Source organism: Bacillus sp. FJAT-50079 (assembly GCF_018343515.1).
In the GTDB taxonomy this organism is placed as follows: domain Bacteria; phylum Bacillota; class Bacilli; order Bacillales; family Bacillaceae_C; genus Lederbergia.
Genome location: NZ_JAGYPD010000002.1, coordinates 201,510 through 216,917, shown reverse-complemented (window position 1 = coordinate 216,917; position 15,408 = coordinate 201,510). Strand labels below are relative to the sequence as shown.

At 34.7% G+C, this 15,408-nt stretch carries 15 protein-coding genes and 2 riboswitches; of the genes, 10 read left to right on the top strand and 5 right to left on the bottom strand.

Annotated elements, in window-relative coordinates:
* The first annotated feature begins 440 nt into the window (after window positions 1-440).
* The 8 genes from alsB (at window position 441) to KHA95_RS04900 (ending at window position 8,155) form a co-directional block, all read left to right on the top strand.
* A complete protein-coding gene (gene alsB, locus KHA95_RS04935; protein WP_213136373.1) occupies window positions 441-1,424 on the top strand; it encodes a D-allose transporter substrate-binding protein in 984 nt (327 codons plus the stop codon).
* 30 nt (window positions 1,425-1,454) lie between these two features.
* Window positions 1,455-2,969 (top strand): sugar ABC transporter ATP-binding protein, encoded by a 1,515-nt coding sequence (locus tag KHA95_RS04930; RefSeq protein ID WP_213136372.1) that lies wholly within the window; start codon window positions 1,455-1,457, stop codon window positions 2,967-2,969.
* A gap of 13 nt (window positions 2,970-2,982) precedes the next feature.
* Window positions 2,983-3,930 (top strand): D-allose ABC transporter permease, encoded by a 948-nt coding sequence (alsC, locus tag KHA95_RS04925; protein WP_213136371.1) that lies wholly within the window; start codon window positions 2,983-2,985, stop codon window positions 3,928-3,930.
* A gap of 30 nt (window positions 3,931-3,960) precedes the next feature.
* Complete coding sequence (alsE, locus tag KHA95_RS04920; protein WP_213136370.1) at window positions 3,961-4,638, top strand: D-allulose 6-phosphate 3-epimerase; 678 nt, start codon at window positions 3,961-3,963, stop codon at window positions 4,636-4,638.
* Between the two features lie 57 nt (window positions 4,639-4,695).
* Complete coding sequence (gene alsK / locus KHA95_RS04915; protein WP_213136369.1) at window positions 4,696-5,613, top strand: allose kinase; 918 nt, start codon at window positions 4,696-4,698, stop codon at window positions 5,611-5,613.
* A gap of 60 nt (window positions 5,614-5,673) precedes the next feature.
* Window positions 5,674-6,687, top strand: coding sequence for a LacI family DNA-binding transcriptional regulator (locus tag KHA95_RS04910; protein ID WP_213136368.1), 1,014 nt, complete (start codon window positions 5,674-5,676; stop codon window positions 6,685-6,687).
* 249 nt (window positions 6,688-6,936) lie between these two features.
* Window positions 6,937-7,809: a metal-dependent hydrolase gene (locus KHA95_RS04905; protein WP_213136367.1), complete on the top strand. Its 873-nt coding sequence runs from the start codon at window positions 6,937-6,939 to the stop codon at window positions 7,807-7,809.
* Between the two features lie 34 nt (window positions 7,810-7,843).
* Window positions 7,844-8,155 (top strand): rhodanese-like domain-containing protein, encoded by a 312-nt coding sequence (locus KHA95_RS04900; protein WP_213136366.1) that lies wholly within the window; start codon window positions 7,844-7,846, stop codon window positions 8,153-8,155.
* Window positions 8,156-8,421: 266 nt separating this feature from the next.
* On the opposite strand, the gene KHA95_RS04895 is transcribed toward KHA95_RS04900, so the two are convergent.
* Complete coding sequence (locus KHA95_RS04895) at window positions 8,422-8,985, bottom strand: DUF402 domain-containing protein (protein WP_481748411.1); 564 nt, start codon at window positions 8,983-8,985, stop codon at window positions 8,422-8,424.
* Between the two features lie 341 nt (window positions 8,986-9,326).
* On the opposite strand from KHA95_RS04895, the gene KHA95_RS04890 reads away from it, so the two are divergent.
* A complete protein-coding gene (locus KHA95_RS04890) occupies window positions 9,327-9,713 on the top strand; it encodes a hypothetical protein (RefSeq protein ID WP_213136365.1) in 387 nt (128 codons plus the stop codon).
* Between the two features lie 72 nt (window positions 9,714-9,785).
* Here KHA95_RS04890 and KHA95_RS04885 read toward each other — a convergent pair whose 3' ends face one another.
* The 4 genes from KHA95_RS04885 to KHA95_RS04870 form a co-directional block, all read right to left on the bottom strand.
* The gene (locus KHA95_RS04885) at window positions 9,786-10,157 is read right to left on the bottom strand and encodes a hypothetical protein (RefSeq protein WP_213136364.1); all 372 of its coding nucleotides are present in this window, start codon (window positions 10,155-10,157) and stop codon (window positions 9,786-9,788) included.
* Between the two features lie 175 nt (window positions 10,158-10,332).
* Window positions 10,333-11,781: an amino acid permease gene (locus KHA95_RS04880; protein WP_249316594.1), complete on the bottom strand. Its 1,449-nt coding sequence runs from the start codon at window positions 11,779-11,781 to the stop codon at window positions 10,333-10,335.
* Between the two features lie 105 nt (window positions 11,782-11,886).
* Window positions 11,887-12,065, bottom strand: a riboswitch (Lysine riboswitch).
* Window positions 12,066-13,146: 1,081 nt separating this feature from the next.
* The gene (locus tag KHA95_RS04875) at window positions 13,147-13,833 is read right to left on the bottom strand and encodes a hypothetical protein (protein ID WP_213136363.1); all 687 of its coding nucleotides are present in this window, start codon (window positions 13,831-13,833) and stop codon (window positions 13,147-13,149) included.
* Between the two features lie 147 nt (window positions 13,834-13,980).
* Window positions 13,981-14,595, bottom strand: coding sequence for a DJ-1/PfpI family protein (locus KHA95_RS04870; RefSeq protein WP_213136362.1), 615 nt, complete (start codon window positions 14,593-14,595; stop codon window positions 13,981-13,983).
* A 45-nt stretch (window positions 14,596-14,640) separates the two neighbouring features.
* Window positions 14,641-14,720: riboswitch (ZMP/ZTP riboswitch) on the bottom strand.
* Window positions 14,721-15,128: 408 nt separating this feature from the next.
* Between KHA95_RS04870 and KHA95_RS23330 the strand changes: the two genes are divergently transcribed.
* A complete protein-coding gene (locus tag KHA95_RS23330) occupies window positions 15,129-15,338 on the top strand; it encodes a site-specific integrase (RefSeq protein ID WP_481748410.1) in 210 nt (69 codons plus the stop codon).
* The last annotated feature ends 70 nt before the right edge of the window (window positions 15,339-15,408 follow it).

The window sequence follows — 15,408 nt, the reverse complement described above, 5'->3', positions numbered from 1 at the left end:
TATAAAATAAAAAATATTAATTTAATAATCTATTGACAACGAAACATAAATGAATTAATATCCTAACTAAGAGATTGGTTAATCGATTAATCATACTAAAGTCTATAATATATAGTTTACTACATAAGGTTAATCGATTAACCTTATAGCTAAATAACGTATGGAGAAATAGTCGATAAAACCAATGGTTTCTGTGTAAGCGTTTTACAATGTGTAATTAAGCGGAAAAACTTTTATGTTAAGTATTAAGTTTTTAAAATGTTGCACATAACCCAATTGGTTAATCGATTAACCAAATTACGCTTTTTAAGAAAGCGTCACCATTTGGCACAGCGTCCCCTAATTAAAGGAGGTGAGTAGGACTAGGTTAACGAATCATAATATTCATTATAAGATTGCTCTAACTTAATTATGAATCTATCAAAAAAGGGGTATAAAAGATGAGAAAAATATTATTTTCTGTAATGACATTCGTATTAAGTATTGTGTTGTTAGCGGGTTGTAATAGTGGGCCAGCAGGCACGGAAACAAGTGGAAAAGAGGAAGCAAAAGGCGACAATGAAGAAATTAAAGTAGCAATGATTTTGAAAACGTTATCTAATCCATTCTGGACAACAATGGAAGAAGGGATTAAGGAAGAAGCGGAAGCTCTTGGTGTAAAAGTCGAAATATTGGCGGCACAATCTGAAGAAGATTCACAAGGGCAGCTAAGAATGTTTGAGGACCTTTTGAATAAAGACTATGACGGCATTGGCTTTGCCCCATTATCACCAGTTAACCTTATCCCTCAAGTTGTTAATGCACATAAAAAAGGGATTCCAACGGTTAATATTGACGAAAGAGTAGATATGGAAGAGTTAAATAGTGCGGGTGGGAATGTAAACGCATTTGTAACGACAGATAATGAAAAAGTTGGCGAACAAGCTGGTAAATTTATTGTCGAAACGATTCAAGGTGGACAAGTTGCAATCGTTGAAGGAAAAGCAGGAAACGCGTCTGGTGAAGCGAGAAAAAATGGTGCTAAAAGTGTATTCGATGCAACGGAAGGAATCGAACTAGTTGCAAGTCAGCCAGCTGACTGGGATCGTAACAAAGCGCTAGACGTAGTAACAAACATGATTCAAAGATATCCTGATTTGAAAGCGATTTACGCTGCGAACGATACGATGGCATTAGGTGCTCAGCAAGCTGTTGTTAATGCTGGTAAAAAAGATCAAATTATTGTCGTTGGAACAGACGGCGCCCCTGAAGCAATTGACTCTGTCAAAGCTGGCGAATTAACAGCTACAATTGCTCAAGATTCAGCGGAAATTGGTAAAGAGAGCTTAAGATTATTAGTAAAAGCGATTAAGGAAGGAAAAATAATCTCCGTTGATGAAGAAGCAGAGTTTGTAACCGTTCCATCATATATAGTGAACGAATAATCCGAAATACGAGTTTAGGAAGTGTCTAACATGGAATACATGGTGAAAATGGAAAAAATCACAAAAGAATTTTCCGGAATTCCCGCATTGCAAGATGTAGATTTCAATCTATTACCTGGTGAAGTCCATGTGTTGTTAGGGGAAAATGGTGCGGGAAAATCCACGTTGATGAAAATACTATGTGGTGTGTATGAACCGACTGATGGAAAGATGACCATTCGTGATAAAGAGTTTACACAACTATCTCCAAAAGAGGCTGCGGAAAATGGGATTGGTATTATATATCAAGAATTAAGTGTAATTGATGATTTATCGATTGCCGAGAACATCTTTGTCGGGAAAATCCCGACAAAGAAGGCTTTCGGAATATCAATCGTAGACTATGATTTAATGAAGAAAACGACGGAACAACTTTTACTGCGTGTTGGTTTAAATCGCAAACCTGATGAGCTAGTTAGTCAATTATCTATTTCTGAAAAACAACAAGTAGAAATTGCGAAGGCACTTGCGGCAGATACGAAAGTTCTAATTATGGATGAGCCTACATCGTCTCTAACCGATGGTGAAATTGAGAAACTATTTACTATTATGAGACAGTTAAAAAGCGAAGGCGTTGGCATTGTCTATATTTCTCATAAGTTAAAAGAAATTAAAATTATTGGTGATCGAATTACGATTTTAAAAGATGGAAAATTTGTCGCGACAAAGGATATAGCTACAACACCGACAGAAGAAATGGTAAAACTAATGGTTGGTCGTGAGCTTCAATCGAGATATCAAGGTAGTCAACAGTTTGATTCTGAACACGCTCCAATCATTTTTGAAGTAAAACACTTAACGAGAAAAGATGAAAAAGTACAAGATATTAGTTTTCAACTAAAAAAAGGAGAAATTTTAGGTTTTGCTGGTTTAATTGGCTCAGGACGTACCGAATTAATGGATGCGATTGTTGGTTCCGAACCAATTAAAAAAGGAGAAGTTATTTTAAATGGTAAGTCACTAAAATTGAAAAATCCGTATGAAGCAGTGAAAAATAAAATTGCTTATATTACTGAAAATAGAAGAGAAACAGGCTTTTTCCCTAACTTTGAAATTTGGAGAAATGTGTCGATTTCCAAATTACTAAACGATACAAAACTTGGTGGATTGTCTGGTTTAGTGAACCGTAAGCAAGAGCTGATTTGGGCTGAGCGGCAAAAGGAGAATTTATCTGTAAGATGTTCATCTGTTAATCAAAATATTACTGAGTTATCAGGTGGGAACCAGCAAAAAGTAATTATTGGCAGATGGTTGGCGGCAGATTCTAATTTATTCATATTTGACGAACCAACTAGAGGAATTGACGTGGGAGCAAAAAGTGAGATTTATAAAATTATGCGCGAGTTAGCCGAAAAAGATAAAGGTGTATTAGTCGTATCTTCTGAGCTTCCAGAATTATTAGCGATTTGTGATCGGATTGCTGTGTTTCATGAAGGGAGACTTAACGGCATCTTAATGAGTGACGAAGCAACCGAAGAGAAAATTATGGCGTTAGCTACATCTTAAGGAGAGGGAAGACATGCAAAAAAAATTCAATAAAATCTGGGAGAAATTTGGGACATTCGGAATATTAGTATTAATTATCCTTGTTCTTGGAATCCTCTCACCAAAATATTTTTTTACGGTATCGAATTTAACACAAGTCATCCTACAAAGTTCGATTAATATTATTGTTGGTGCTGGTGAATTCTTTACCATTTTAATAGCAGGAATTGACCTTTCAGTTGGCTCAATTATGGCTTTAACTGGAATGATTACAGCAAAATTACTTGTTGCCGGTGTGCCTGTTATTTTAGCGATACTAATCGGGGGAATTGCTGTTGGTGCGTTATTAGGATTTATTAATGGATTTTTAGTTGTAAAAACCAATTTACACCCGTTTATTATTACATTAGGTACCTTATCAATTTTTAGAGGACTAACATTAATTATTTCCGATGCGCGTCCTGTTTACGGTTTACCAACTGAGTTTACACAAGGTGTTGCCGGTTGGATTTGGATCATTCCGATACCGGTCATTATCGCCATCGTTTTAGCTTTAGTCCTTACTTTTGTAACGAATAAAACGAAAATGGGAAGAAATATTTATGCTCTTGGTGGGAATGAACAAGCTGCTTGGTTCTCTGGAATCAATATTAACCTCCATAAAATTGTTGTATTCATCATTTCTGGAGTTTGTGCCGGGATAGCAGGGGTTGTTCTAACCGCACGTTTAGGAGCAGCAGAACCACTTGCTGGAACTGGTTTTGAACTGTTTGCAATTGCAGCAGCTATTATCGGTGGAACAAGTTTCTTTGGAGGCAAAGGTAAAATTTACGGTGTCGTTATGGGGGCACTTATTATCGGTGTTATTAATAACGGATTAAACATTTTGAACGTTTCTACTTACTACCAACAAATTGTAATGGGATCATTGATCATTGGAGCGGTATCATTAGACCGATTGTTTGGTGGGAAGAAAGAATAGAAGATTATGAAACAGGAAGGTTGATAGACAATGCAAAAATTTTCACCATCGTTAATGTGTATGGATCTGACGAAGTTTAAAGAACAAGTAGACGTATTAAACGAAAGAGCCGATTTTTATCATGTAGATATTATGGATGGCCACTTTGTGAAAAATATTACTCTTTCCCCATTTTTTATTGAACAGTTAAAAAAGATTTCTAAAATACCGATTGATGCACATTTAATGGTCAAAAATCCAGAAGACTTTGTCGATATGACGATTGATGCTGGGGCAGATTATATTAGTCTCCATGCAGAAACGATTAATGGCAAAGCATTTCGCGAGATGCAAAAGATAAAAGGAAGAGGCCGGAAATTAGGTGTCGTATTAAATCCTGAAACACCGATCGAAGCGATCGAAACATATATCCATCATGTTGATAAACTAACGATTATGACTGTTGACCCAGGCTTTGCCGGTCAAAAATACATTCCAGAAATGCTTGATAAAATTAAAAAGGCCAAAGAATGGAAAGAAAAATATGGTTATAACTATTTGATTACGATCGATGGCTCATGTAATAAGAATACGTTTAAACAGCTTGTGGATGCAGGAGCAGAGGTATTAATTGTTGGAACTTCTGGTTTATTCAGTCTTAATGATGATTTGAATCAAGCATGGGATATGATGACCGATACATTTAAAACAGAAGTAGGTATATCATAATCAGGCAAGCGCCTCTCATCTCCTACGATGAAGCATATAAAGAGGGGAATCTAGATCATGGATAATAAGAGTAAAACGTATGTCATCGGGGTTGATATTGGTGGGACGCATACACGTATTGGTGCGGTTACCCCTGATGGTACACTTCATTATTTTTTAAAGAAAAAAACAGTCGATGTTATCGATGAAAAAGAACCGATTGCATCGTTACAAAATTTCTTAGTTAACTATATACAAACCAATATTCAAAATGACCGAATCCTTGCGATCGGTCTAGGTTTTCCTTCCGTCGTAAGCCGAGATAAAAAACGAATTTACACGACGACGAGTATGGAGTCACTAGCAAATGTAAATATCGTCGATCCATTGGAAAACTTTTTAAACATACCAATATATATTGATAATGATGTCAATCATTTGCTGCAATATGAAATCGCTAAAAGAAATATATCAAAAGAAAAAGTTATTATTGGCTTATATATTGGGACTGGATTTGGTAATTCCATCTATATTAATGGCCAATTTTTACGAGGTAAAAATGGCGCCGCTGCCGAATTAGGTCATATACCAATTTATCAAAATATGGATGTATGCGATTGTGGAAATGTTGGCTGTCTAGAAAATATTGCTTCAGGAAAGAGGTTAGTTACTCTTCATCAAAAATACTTTCAAGATGTAGCGTTTCATGAAATCTTCACAAAATATAGTGATCACCCAATTATCGATGATTTTATTCAAGCACTTTCTGTCCCAATTGCCACGGAGGCAAATATTTTTGATCCTGATCTTATCATTATTGGCGGTGGGGTCATTGGTATGGATGATTTCCCCCGGCAAAAACTCGAGGACAAAATACGTCAATCATGCCGAAGACCATTTCCAGCGGAAGGCTTAGTGATTGAATATGCCGAAGATGTAAATGCTGCTGGTGTTCTCGGAGCAGCAAGTCACATTTATGATCTGTTAAAGATGTAAGTCTACTGTAAAGTGTAGTATAGTAAAGTAAAAAGATTACAGTGATGAGGCATGATGATCATGGGCAGAAAAGTAACGATTAAGCAAATCGCTAATCTAGCTGGTGTATCAAGTGCAACAGTATCAAAAGTGCTAAATAATAACGGTAGATTTTCTGAAGATACGAGAAAAAAGGTGCTTAAGATTGTCGAGGAATATGATTACCGTCCGAATGCTGTTGCTAAAAGTTTACGAACGAGTAAATCAAAAACTATTGGTGTGCTCGTTCCTGATATTACAAATGAGTTCTTTGCGAAAATTGTATTAGCGATTGAAAACTATTGTGATCCGAGAGGATATTCAGTATTTATTTGTAATTCAGCAGAGAATGAAAATAAAGAGCTCCAATATTTTCGAGAACTAGAAATTAAAGGCGTTGACGGTTTAATCTATTTATCAGGTAGTGATCAGTTGTTACAAGAAAAAACGAGGTTACCAATCGTTTGTATTGATCGAAAGCCGAAAAAGCACCAAGTGACGATCGTAACTTCAGATAATGTTCAAGGCGGATATTTAGCGGGAAATGAATTAGTATCAAAAGGATGTAATAACATTCTTCTCATTCGAGATTATCGTGATGCTTTTACAACAGAAGACCGGGTAAAAGGTTTTATTCAAGCACTCTCCGAAAAAAATCGAACATTTAAAGAAAAGAATATTTTAAAAGTAGAAGTGGGTATTGATATTGCGAAAAATGCAATTGAACTTTTACTTAATAATGATGAATTTAAATATGATGGGATTTTTGCAACGACTGATTGGCTAGCATATGGAGCGCTATTAGCTCTAAATGAACGCAAGTTAAAGGTCCCTGAAGATGTGAAAATTGTAGGATATGATAATATTAGCATGGTTAAATATGCATCGATTACTTCAATTAACCAAAATAAAGAACTACTAGGGCAACAAGCTGCTCAAAAGCTAATTGAATCGATTGAACAAAATCAGTCTTACAAGAATAGTATTATTACGCTACCAGTTGAACTAATTGAACGTGAATCAACGGCTTTAAATATTTCCGCATCTAGCATATGAAGAATGAACATCAGCAATTGATAGCATTTTAACAGGATTGAAGCATACCACAGCATTGCTGTGGTAATTTTTTTGACCTAAAGATAATTGAACCTCAGATGACTTGAGAGTAAATATAGTTCTAATAACATTATGTGCTAACAACACAATATAAAACAATCAGCGCTCCCTACATGATTTACTTTTGCCTCTTATTTCGCTTCCCATCAGCGACTAAACGATTATAATAGAAGGGAAGGAGGGGAGTGTGTGGATACAATTACACATACATTATTTGGATTAGCTTTGTATGGGGCCGTGGATAAGCGGGCATTGAATCGTAAACAAAAAACAGCCTATCTTGTGACAGCAATTGGGGCTAGCCAAATTCCAGATATCGATGTCATCTCACAAATGTGGGACCATAGCGGGCAATATCAAATGTGGCATAGAGGAATCACTCATTCCATCTTTTTAACACCAATTTGGGCGTTACTCTTTTATTTTATATGCAAGGTCATTTTTAAAGTAAAGGATATGAAATTACTTTTGCTCGGATGGCTGGCTGTGTTTATACATATTACAAGTGATTTATTCAATGCATGGGGGACAGGGTACTTAGAGCCATTTTCCGCAATAAGAATTACGTTCGGCACAATTCCCATCATCGATTTTGTCTTTTGGTTGATTATCGGCGCTGCATTTGTTTTATCGAGAAGAAATAAGGAAAAATCACCATATTATTTTAAAGTCGCATGGCTGCTTATCGTCCTTCATGTCGTTGTTCAAAGTGTGCAAGGATATGGAATATATAAGCAATATGGAGGTACATATGATCAAGTCGCACTATCAGCGGATTTCATTCCGTGGAATTACTCAGTGATCACGAAAAAAGATGATGTAGTTACGATATATAAAGATGGCTACTTTCGGGAAAAGCAGCTTCAATATGTATTACAGTCGAATGAAGAAGCGGATGTAGATCGATTATTTACAGAGCTCCCACAAGCAAAAACACTTTATAAGTGGGCGCCAATCGTCGTCCTCGTAGATGACGGTGAAACACTAGGACTTTACGATCCGCGTTTTTATCGAAACGGCCAATCATTTTTATTTGAATACATTGAAATGCTTGAACAGTAAATTGATAGTGGGGAAATACAAAGAGGTGATAAAAATGAAAACAATATTAGCAAAAGAACTCCGGGCAAAAATGGAAAAAAGTCGAGATATATGTATTTTAGATGTGCGAGCAAAGGAAAAGTTTGAAAAAGAACATATCAAAAATGAAAACATCGAAACGTTAAATATACCTAAACATATGATCTTTGAGAATCAGCCAATTGCTTTACCAGATGATAAAGAGATCATTATAACCTGTACAACAGGCAATTCCGCACGCAAATGTGCAGAAATTTTAGAAGAGAAAGGGTATGCTGTTACATTGCTTGAAGGCGGAATGACGGCATGGAAAGAGAGTATTAGTTAGTAAAAAATTCAGCAATGCTTTTTACTGCACCCGAACAGGCAGAGTGAACTCTACCTGTTGGGGTCATCTCTTTATTAAGATTTTTTGATAGTTGATTTAAATATATTTCGGCATCATCAGGTACCTTAAAAGTGGAAACCTTTGTGATAAGATGTGCGACTCCATAGATTGAACGATCTTCCTCATCTTTTGCAGCAAGTTTTACACTTCCTGGGGGGCGGTCAGGCAAGTGCTGATTTACAATGTTTTCTTTAGTTTAATTACGCTTATTCGCCTACTTGTAATAATGGAACAAACTTTTCATGTTTATATATCCCTTCGGAATCTGAAATAATCTGAGAAAGAACGGTATCCATAGACTCGATTAATAAATTTAGAGCATATTGGACTGAACCATTCTCAAAATTCTTCAGTGCCTCAGGTAATTCATCTTCGTCTAAAATAAAGTATTTACCATTTGGAAGTGCTAAAATATCAATAATTAAATCTTCAAATGTTACCATATTGTCGTTTATACATGTATTCTTTACGATATTAAAATAGGAGCCAAGGTAATTCCCTTTATTATCTCTCCAAAAATATAAATTATATGGACGATTTTCCCAATAATAAGCTATTGTATAACTTCCTTTAGGAATCGTTAATTTATTTTGACCGGCTAACATTGTAAAGGAGTCTTCAATAATGTGAAATAACACAAGTTTTTGATCTTGTGCATTTAAAAGCTTACATTTATATTCCACGACATTAGAATCATATCGTATTTTTCTCTCTATAATTTCATCCCATTGATATTGATGTGTAGTTAAATTAAACAAAATTTTATTCACTCCATCCTAAATCCATTTAAATGATTATGTATAGATTAACAAAATAATCTGCACCTTTTGTTTAAGCACAAACTATGTTTACTCAATATAAACTAATTTATTTACAACATATCAACTGTGATCAAAAAGATGTTGAAACGGTTCATTATTATCCGCCACCTTAATCATTCTTATGACAATCATACCATTAGACTTAGTGGCTGATAACAAAGGGGAGAAGTAAGACATCTTAAGACAAAAGGTATGATATGTTCAAAACCTCACAGCGGGAACGGTCTTATGTGTGTTATACTTTAAGATGTTGAAAAGAGTGCTCAGTTTATGATGATGGTGGAGAGAAGATGAAGAAATACAATTTAGCAAACATTGTCTTGTTTATTTTATTTTTCGTAGGTTTAATCATTACGTTATTAATTGTATATCAAAATATTACTCTTCCATTTGCTCATTCATTTGTAATAGGTTTTATTATTTATCTTATCGCATATGTTACGTACTTAATAATGGCCGCAATGAAAAATATAGGCAAATTACATAAGGATGAAGTACGAAAAAGAATTGTAAAGTTTATTATTTTATTTGTTTTACTTGGTACAATAAATTATTTATTAAACTTTATTTTTCAGCCAGCAAAAAATGATCATTACGGATTTTTATTTACAGCTTTAGGCTGTTCCTTAGGCTTAACTTTTTTTGATCTAGCATTGTTAAGAAAGAAAAGAATCTAATTACTCCTTGAATAAAAAAAGAAGTCCAGTGATTTGGACTTCTTTTTACTTTGTTTAGCAGGCGAAAATGTATTAAGAACTCATTATCAGAGAAACATGGAATGGTGGGCGAAAATAACTAGATTTCACATTTTCCTTGATCATGGAAACACCGTATTTCTTAAGCTCATTATGAATAAATGGACTGTCCTCTAGGCCTTGACAGTAACTATACTCAAGTAAGAAGGAGTACATATAGCCCCATGCAGACTCTAAATCATTAAGAAGTTCACTTTGTGTTTCAGTAGATAACGTTTCTTCTAATTGTCTAAGCAGACGGCCGACTTCTTCACTAGCAGCATGGTATTCTGGGTCATTGTTGCATTTCTTAAACGCAACTTGATGAACCCGTTCGGCAAAGATCACTTCAGAAAATGCCTTTTGAATAAAATTATTTGTTACCATCGAAAACCCTCCTAATTAATTCATTCGAACATTAGTAATTTTCAAAGTTGAGTGTGGTAGAGCGGCGTCTTGATTAATATTATTCTAACTTAATTATAGAACATTCGTTCCTGTTGGTCAATTTAGTGACTCTAAAATAAATAAGGAGTTGAATGATCTCATTCAACTCCTTGAATTATTTTCCTTCAAAATCACACTCTTTTAAAGGAATTAATTTCGTTTTGTATTTTACTTTATAAACGATCCAAACGATGAAGAAAAGAGGGAGGCCGATATAAGAGATGAACACACTATTCCAATCAATTTCGCCGCCAATAAAAGCTTGATAGTTTTGGCCTAAAATAATGAAAGTGCAAAGTATCAACGCTAAGAGCGGACCGACTGGAAACCATTTAGCACGATATGGTAACTTGCTTATATCGCCACCTTGTGCAATATAAGCTCTACGGAATCGATAATGACTAATAGCAATCCCAAGCCATGTAACAAATCCAGCCATTCCGGACGCATTTAGCAACCATATATAGACAATACCATCACCAAAGAAGGTTGTTAAAAATGCAAAGGAACCAACTAAAGCGGTAATGATCAAGGCATTTACCGGAACGCCTCTTTTATCTAATTTACTTAAAAATTTTGGTGCTTTTCCATCGCGTGCTAAGTCCCACAGCATACGAGTAGATGCATACATACCAGAGTTACCAGCAGATAATACAGCCGTTAAAATGATCGCGTTCATCACAGATGCGGCAAAGGCAAAGCCTGCTCGTTCAAAAACGAGGGTGAAGGGACTGACAGACACAGATTCGTTTAGCAAACGTGCATCTGTATAAGGAAGAATCATTCCTATGACGAAAATCGCTAAAATGTAAAAAAGTAAAATGCGCCAAAATACAGAGTTAATCGCTTTAGGAATATTTTTTTCTGGATTTTCACTTTCACCAGCGGCAACACCGAGCAATTCTGTTCCTTGGAAGGAAAATCCAGCAGCCATGAAAATACCGAGGATTGCAAAGAAACCGCCATTAAATGGTGCATCTTCAATCGTGAAATTCGTGAAACCGATCGCTTTTCCACCCATTAATCCAAAAATCATTAAAAATCCTATGATAATAAAGAGAATGACGGTAATAATTTTAATCCACGAAAACCAATATTCAGCTTCGCCAAACCCTTTGACTGATAGGTAGTTAAAGCCAAACATAATAATGAGTGCAAGGGCACTCCAAATGAATGAAGGGCTGTTTGGAAACCAAAATTTCATTATTAATACGACGGCGGCAAGCTCCGCAGCAATCGTAATCGCCCAGTTGTACCAATAATTCCACCCAATCGCAAAACCAAATGCTGGATCAACGAACTTCGTTGCGTATTCCTTGAACGAACCTGCGACAGGCATGAAAGCGGCCATCTCAGCAAGACTCGTCATTAAGAAGTAAACCATAATTCCGACCGCCGCATAGGCAACTAATGCTCCACCTGGTCCTGCTTGATGGATCGCACCACCGCTTGCAAGGAATATTCCTGTTCCAATCGATCCACCAAGGGAAATCATCATTAGGTGCCGAGCTTTAAGTTTTCTTTTTAATTGAGTGGGGTTGGATGACTGTGATTGTTGTGACAAAACTCTACACTCCTTTTAATGACGGAAAGGCTACCTGGTTTTTGGACAAACAAAAACAGCCAATCGAAAAAGATCGACGGCTGTTTGATAAGTCCGTTTAATCCTTCCGAAGATAGCACTCCACGTCTAATAACGTGACAATAATGTTCCTTTTCGAAAACATTACCAACTTGAATATACAATGATATACCCAAACTTCGGCAGTTTATCCTTTCACACGGAGTCATAAATGTCATTGAATCTCGTCCGTGCTACTTTTACAAACCGCAGCCTCTATCCCATAGGCAAATGGGAATATTTAATTGACAGTAGAAGTATAGCTAAACATTAGCGATAAAGCAATGGTAAATGCTAGTTTTCTAAAGTTTGAAATTGTCTAATGATTGCGTGTAGAAGCGAAAAAGAGGGGGGGAGGTGTAGGTTTTGAGTTAGCATCTGATGTATTTAATGTGTCCGAACATTTGTTTCGGTAATGGAAAAACAAGAGGGAGGAGAAATTTTTGAAGTGAGAATGTGATGAAATATAATTAATAATTTGTGTTAAGTATCGGAAAGCATGCAAACAGTTTCATTGTTTAAGCGCAAAGAAAACTACGCAAACGATTGAGACGGATCATTGTTAATGATGAATAAGTTTCTTGAATAATAAAAGATCCATGATGCAAATAAAGATTAATTTAATTGATTTTACAAATCTTATCTCAATGATAATAGTATACTTAGTTATTGAGATAAGATTTGTTATTTATATTTAACTTCCGATAATGTATATTATGTAAACTAGAAGACAACAAAAGTAAAAGTAGGAGTTTCCTGTCTAGCGACACAAACTTCCCCTTCTTACAAATCTTTAGTGATTGTTAGGATATTTTAAATTCTTTGGAATATTACTTCAGGCCAAATATAAAGTTCAGCAGCATCGTTCTCTTTTGTTGGAAATACATCTAACCAATTTATAAAGTAATCAATCAATAAATGTGAAAAAAATTTATTGATTGATTATTTTGTTGCCGTTAAGTTTTCTACGTTTATATATTGTAATACGTACGGTTCTGAATCGTTATTAAATCACAGTTGATTGTGATGATTTCTCCCTATCCATTTTTAATTGTCTTTAATCTCTCATTAATATTCCTGTTGTACTCAACATCAACATAATATTGTCTACATATACATTTTAAACCATTTATGTTGATGCTTCGTTTGCTGTAGTTACCATTAAACTGCTTTATGATATCTGCTTAGATTTTTACATTTCTTAACTGGATCATAGGGATTTAAAAGTACCAATCTTATTCCAAGAAATAATCTCAAGAAGCGACTGCTCCTGTTGAACAATCGCACCCGTTCGTAGAATAAGAACAATTAAGGTATTATTGTCACTAAAACAAAAAATACTATTACAGAAAACGGAATAATATATAAACATTGCTTTTTCCTTTTAGGAACCAGAAGTAAAATGATAATTATCATTAAAGCATATAATATTTCAGTGCCAAGCATATAAAAATAGTTTCCCTTACTCATAAGAACATTTTCGTATTGCATGAATTTTTCATAATAGTTTACCGTAGAACGATAGATTTTATATCCTTCAAATGCAATTGAAGAAATTGGTAACGCCGTAATAATATTGGAAATCAAGTGATTACCATGAGAAAACCATATTATATAGGCTGGAATCGTTGATAGTAATGCAAGGATGCACCAAAAAATAATATATTTTAATGGAAAAAGTTCAAGAAACAATATTGTATATATATAGTACGAAAGTAGTAATGAAATAAGGAATATAAAAACACGTGTTGCGGCTAATTTAGGCGTGTATGAATATACAGCTATCAAAGTGGAAATAAATATCCACATTCCCCAGTTACTTCCGATGTAACCTAAAATTGAGACTTCATTAGGAATTATAGGTGAATCGAGTATTTTAGCAACGATTCCCAATGTAAATCCAAAAATGAATGAAAATAAAACAGAATATGCTATTTGCTTTTTACCTACTCTATTATTAGTACGTATTTTATCAGATTTTAAAAATACACTCATAATTAACCTCGATTATTTTCTTATTTTTACAATGGATTGTTTAACAATAGTTAAACATCACTCTTTAACTAACCTGTTCCTTTAGTTGAAGAAGAAAAAAGAGTCGTTTAAGCATCTCAACGATCTTCAATTAAACCACCCTTTAGTTTAATAAGAGTAAAAGTGATTCTTGTTCCATTCATATTCCATTATTGTTGCTGTTTTTAATGCTCTTTCTTCTCCAAATAATCTTTCTATAACATATAAGGACGCATCTATACCTGCTGATACACCAGCAGAAAAAATAAACTTTCCATTGTCAACGTATCGGACTTCTTCCAATAGTTCAGAAGATTTAGGTGCTACTTCTCTTAATTCATTAAATGCCAAACGATTCGTTGTGAGTTTTAAACCATCTATATGATTTGTTTTTGCAAGGATTAAAGCCCCAGTACACACAGATAATACAATTTCTGTCTCAGTAGAAATTGTATTTATCCAATTTATTATTGTTTCATTCTTCATTTCCTTTCTGGAACCCCATCCCCCTGGAATGATAAGAATATCTGGAGGTGGACAATTTTCAATTGAATACTTAGGATTTATACTAAGCTTCCCTAAAGTAATGACTGGATGTTCTTTTTCAGCCACTGTATAAACATTGAAATCTTTTCCTCTATTACTCCCTGTGATAAAAACTTCATATGGTCCTGTAAAATCTAAAATTTCGACGTTTTCGTAAATCAAAATCGCAACATTCCTGGAAGTTTTAACATTTTCCATTTAATCGTCTCCCCTAAAATAATATAAAGCATTTGATAAATTCTAATGCTTTGCCCTGGCGTACGGCTATTATAAGTTTGTATTCCCTCGTGGTAATCCACATTTCGGCAGTTATACATACCAAAAACACCTATAATAGGTTTGTGTCGTAATATTCAGTATAATACATCTTATACTTTCTTTCTTTAATTAAACTGCCCCGTTAGTTTAGGTACACTTTTTAACAACCATATTTATATTACTTAAAATTCATTTTTGTTAAACAAGGGCCCTCCTAGGGTGGATTTATGTAATCCTCAGCGAAATCCTCTTTGTAAGGCGATTAGTTTTAAGTATTTTTTCGAATGCCCTTTTTGTATCATATGATGTTATCTTTAAATCAACTTCAGGATCGAGATTATAGTCGCCTAACTAGGCTCAAGTTGACTATCATATTCAAAATTCTCATAACACTCAGGGTTCTTCTCATAATAAATGGTTTCGAATTTAATGTCTTGGGTTGGACTGAATAATTCCCGGTAGGTCTAATAATTATGATTTACGTTCAAACTACGGATGATTATCTTATGTATTTACAAGTTGCGAAAAACTATTCTATGAACACCTTAACTAGTTACGCGTTCGATTTAAAGCTTTACGGTGAGTTTTTGACTTCTAACTACCGATCTATAGATTTATATGAACTCGCATCGTCTAGTGTGCGTTGTTTTATGCAAGATCAAATTTCATTAAGTTCTTTTTAATCGTTTAAAATAACTTGTTTGTGTGAATTCCTCTATCCAACAGACGAAATATAACCTTTTGCTCGAAAAT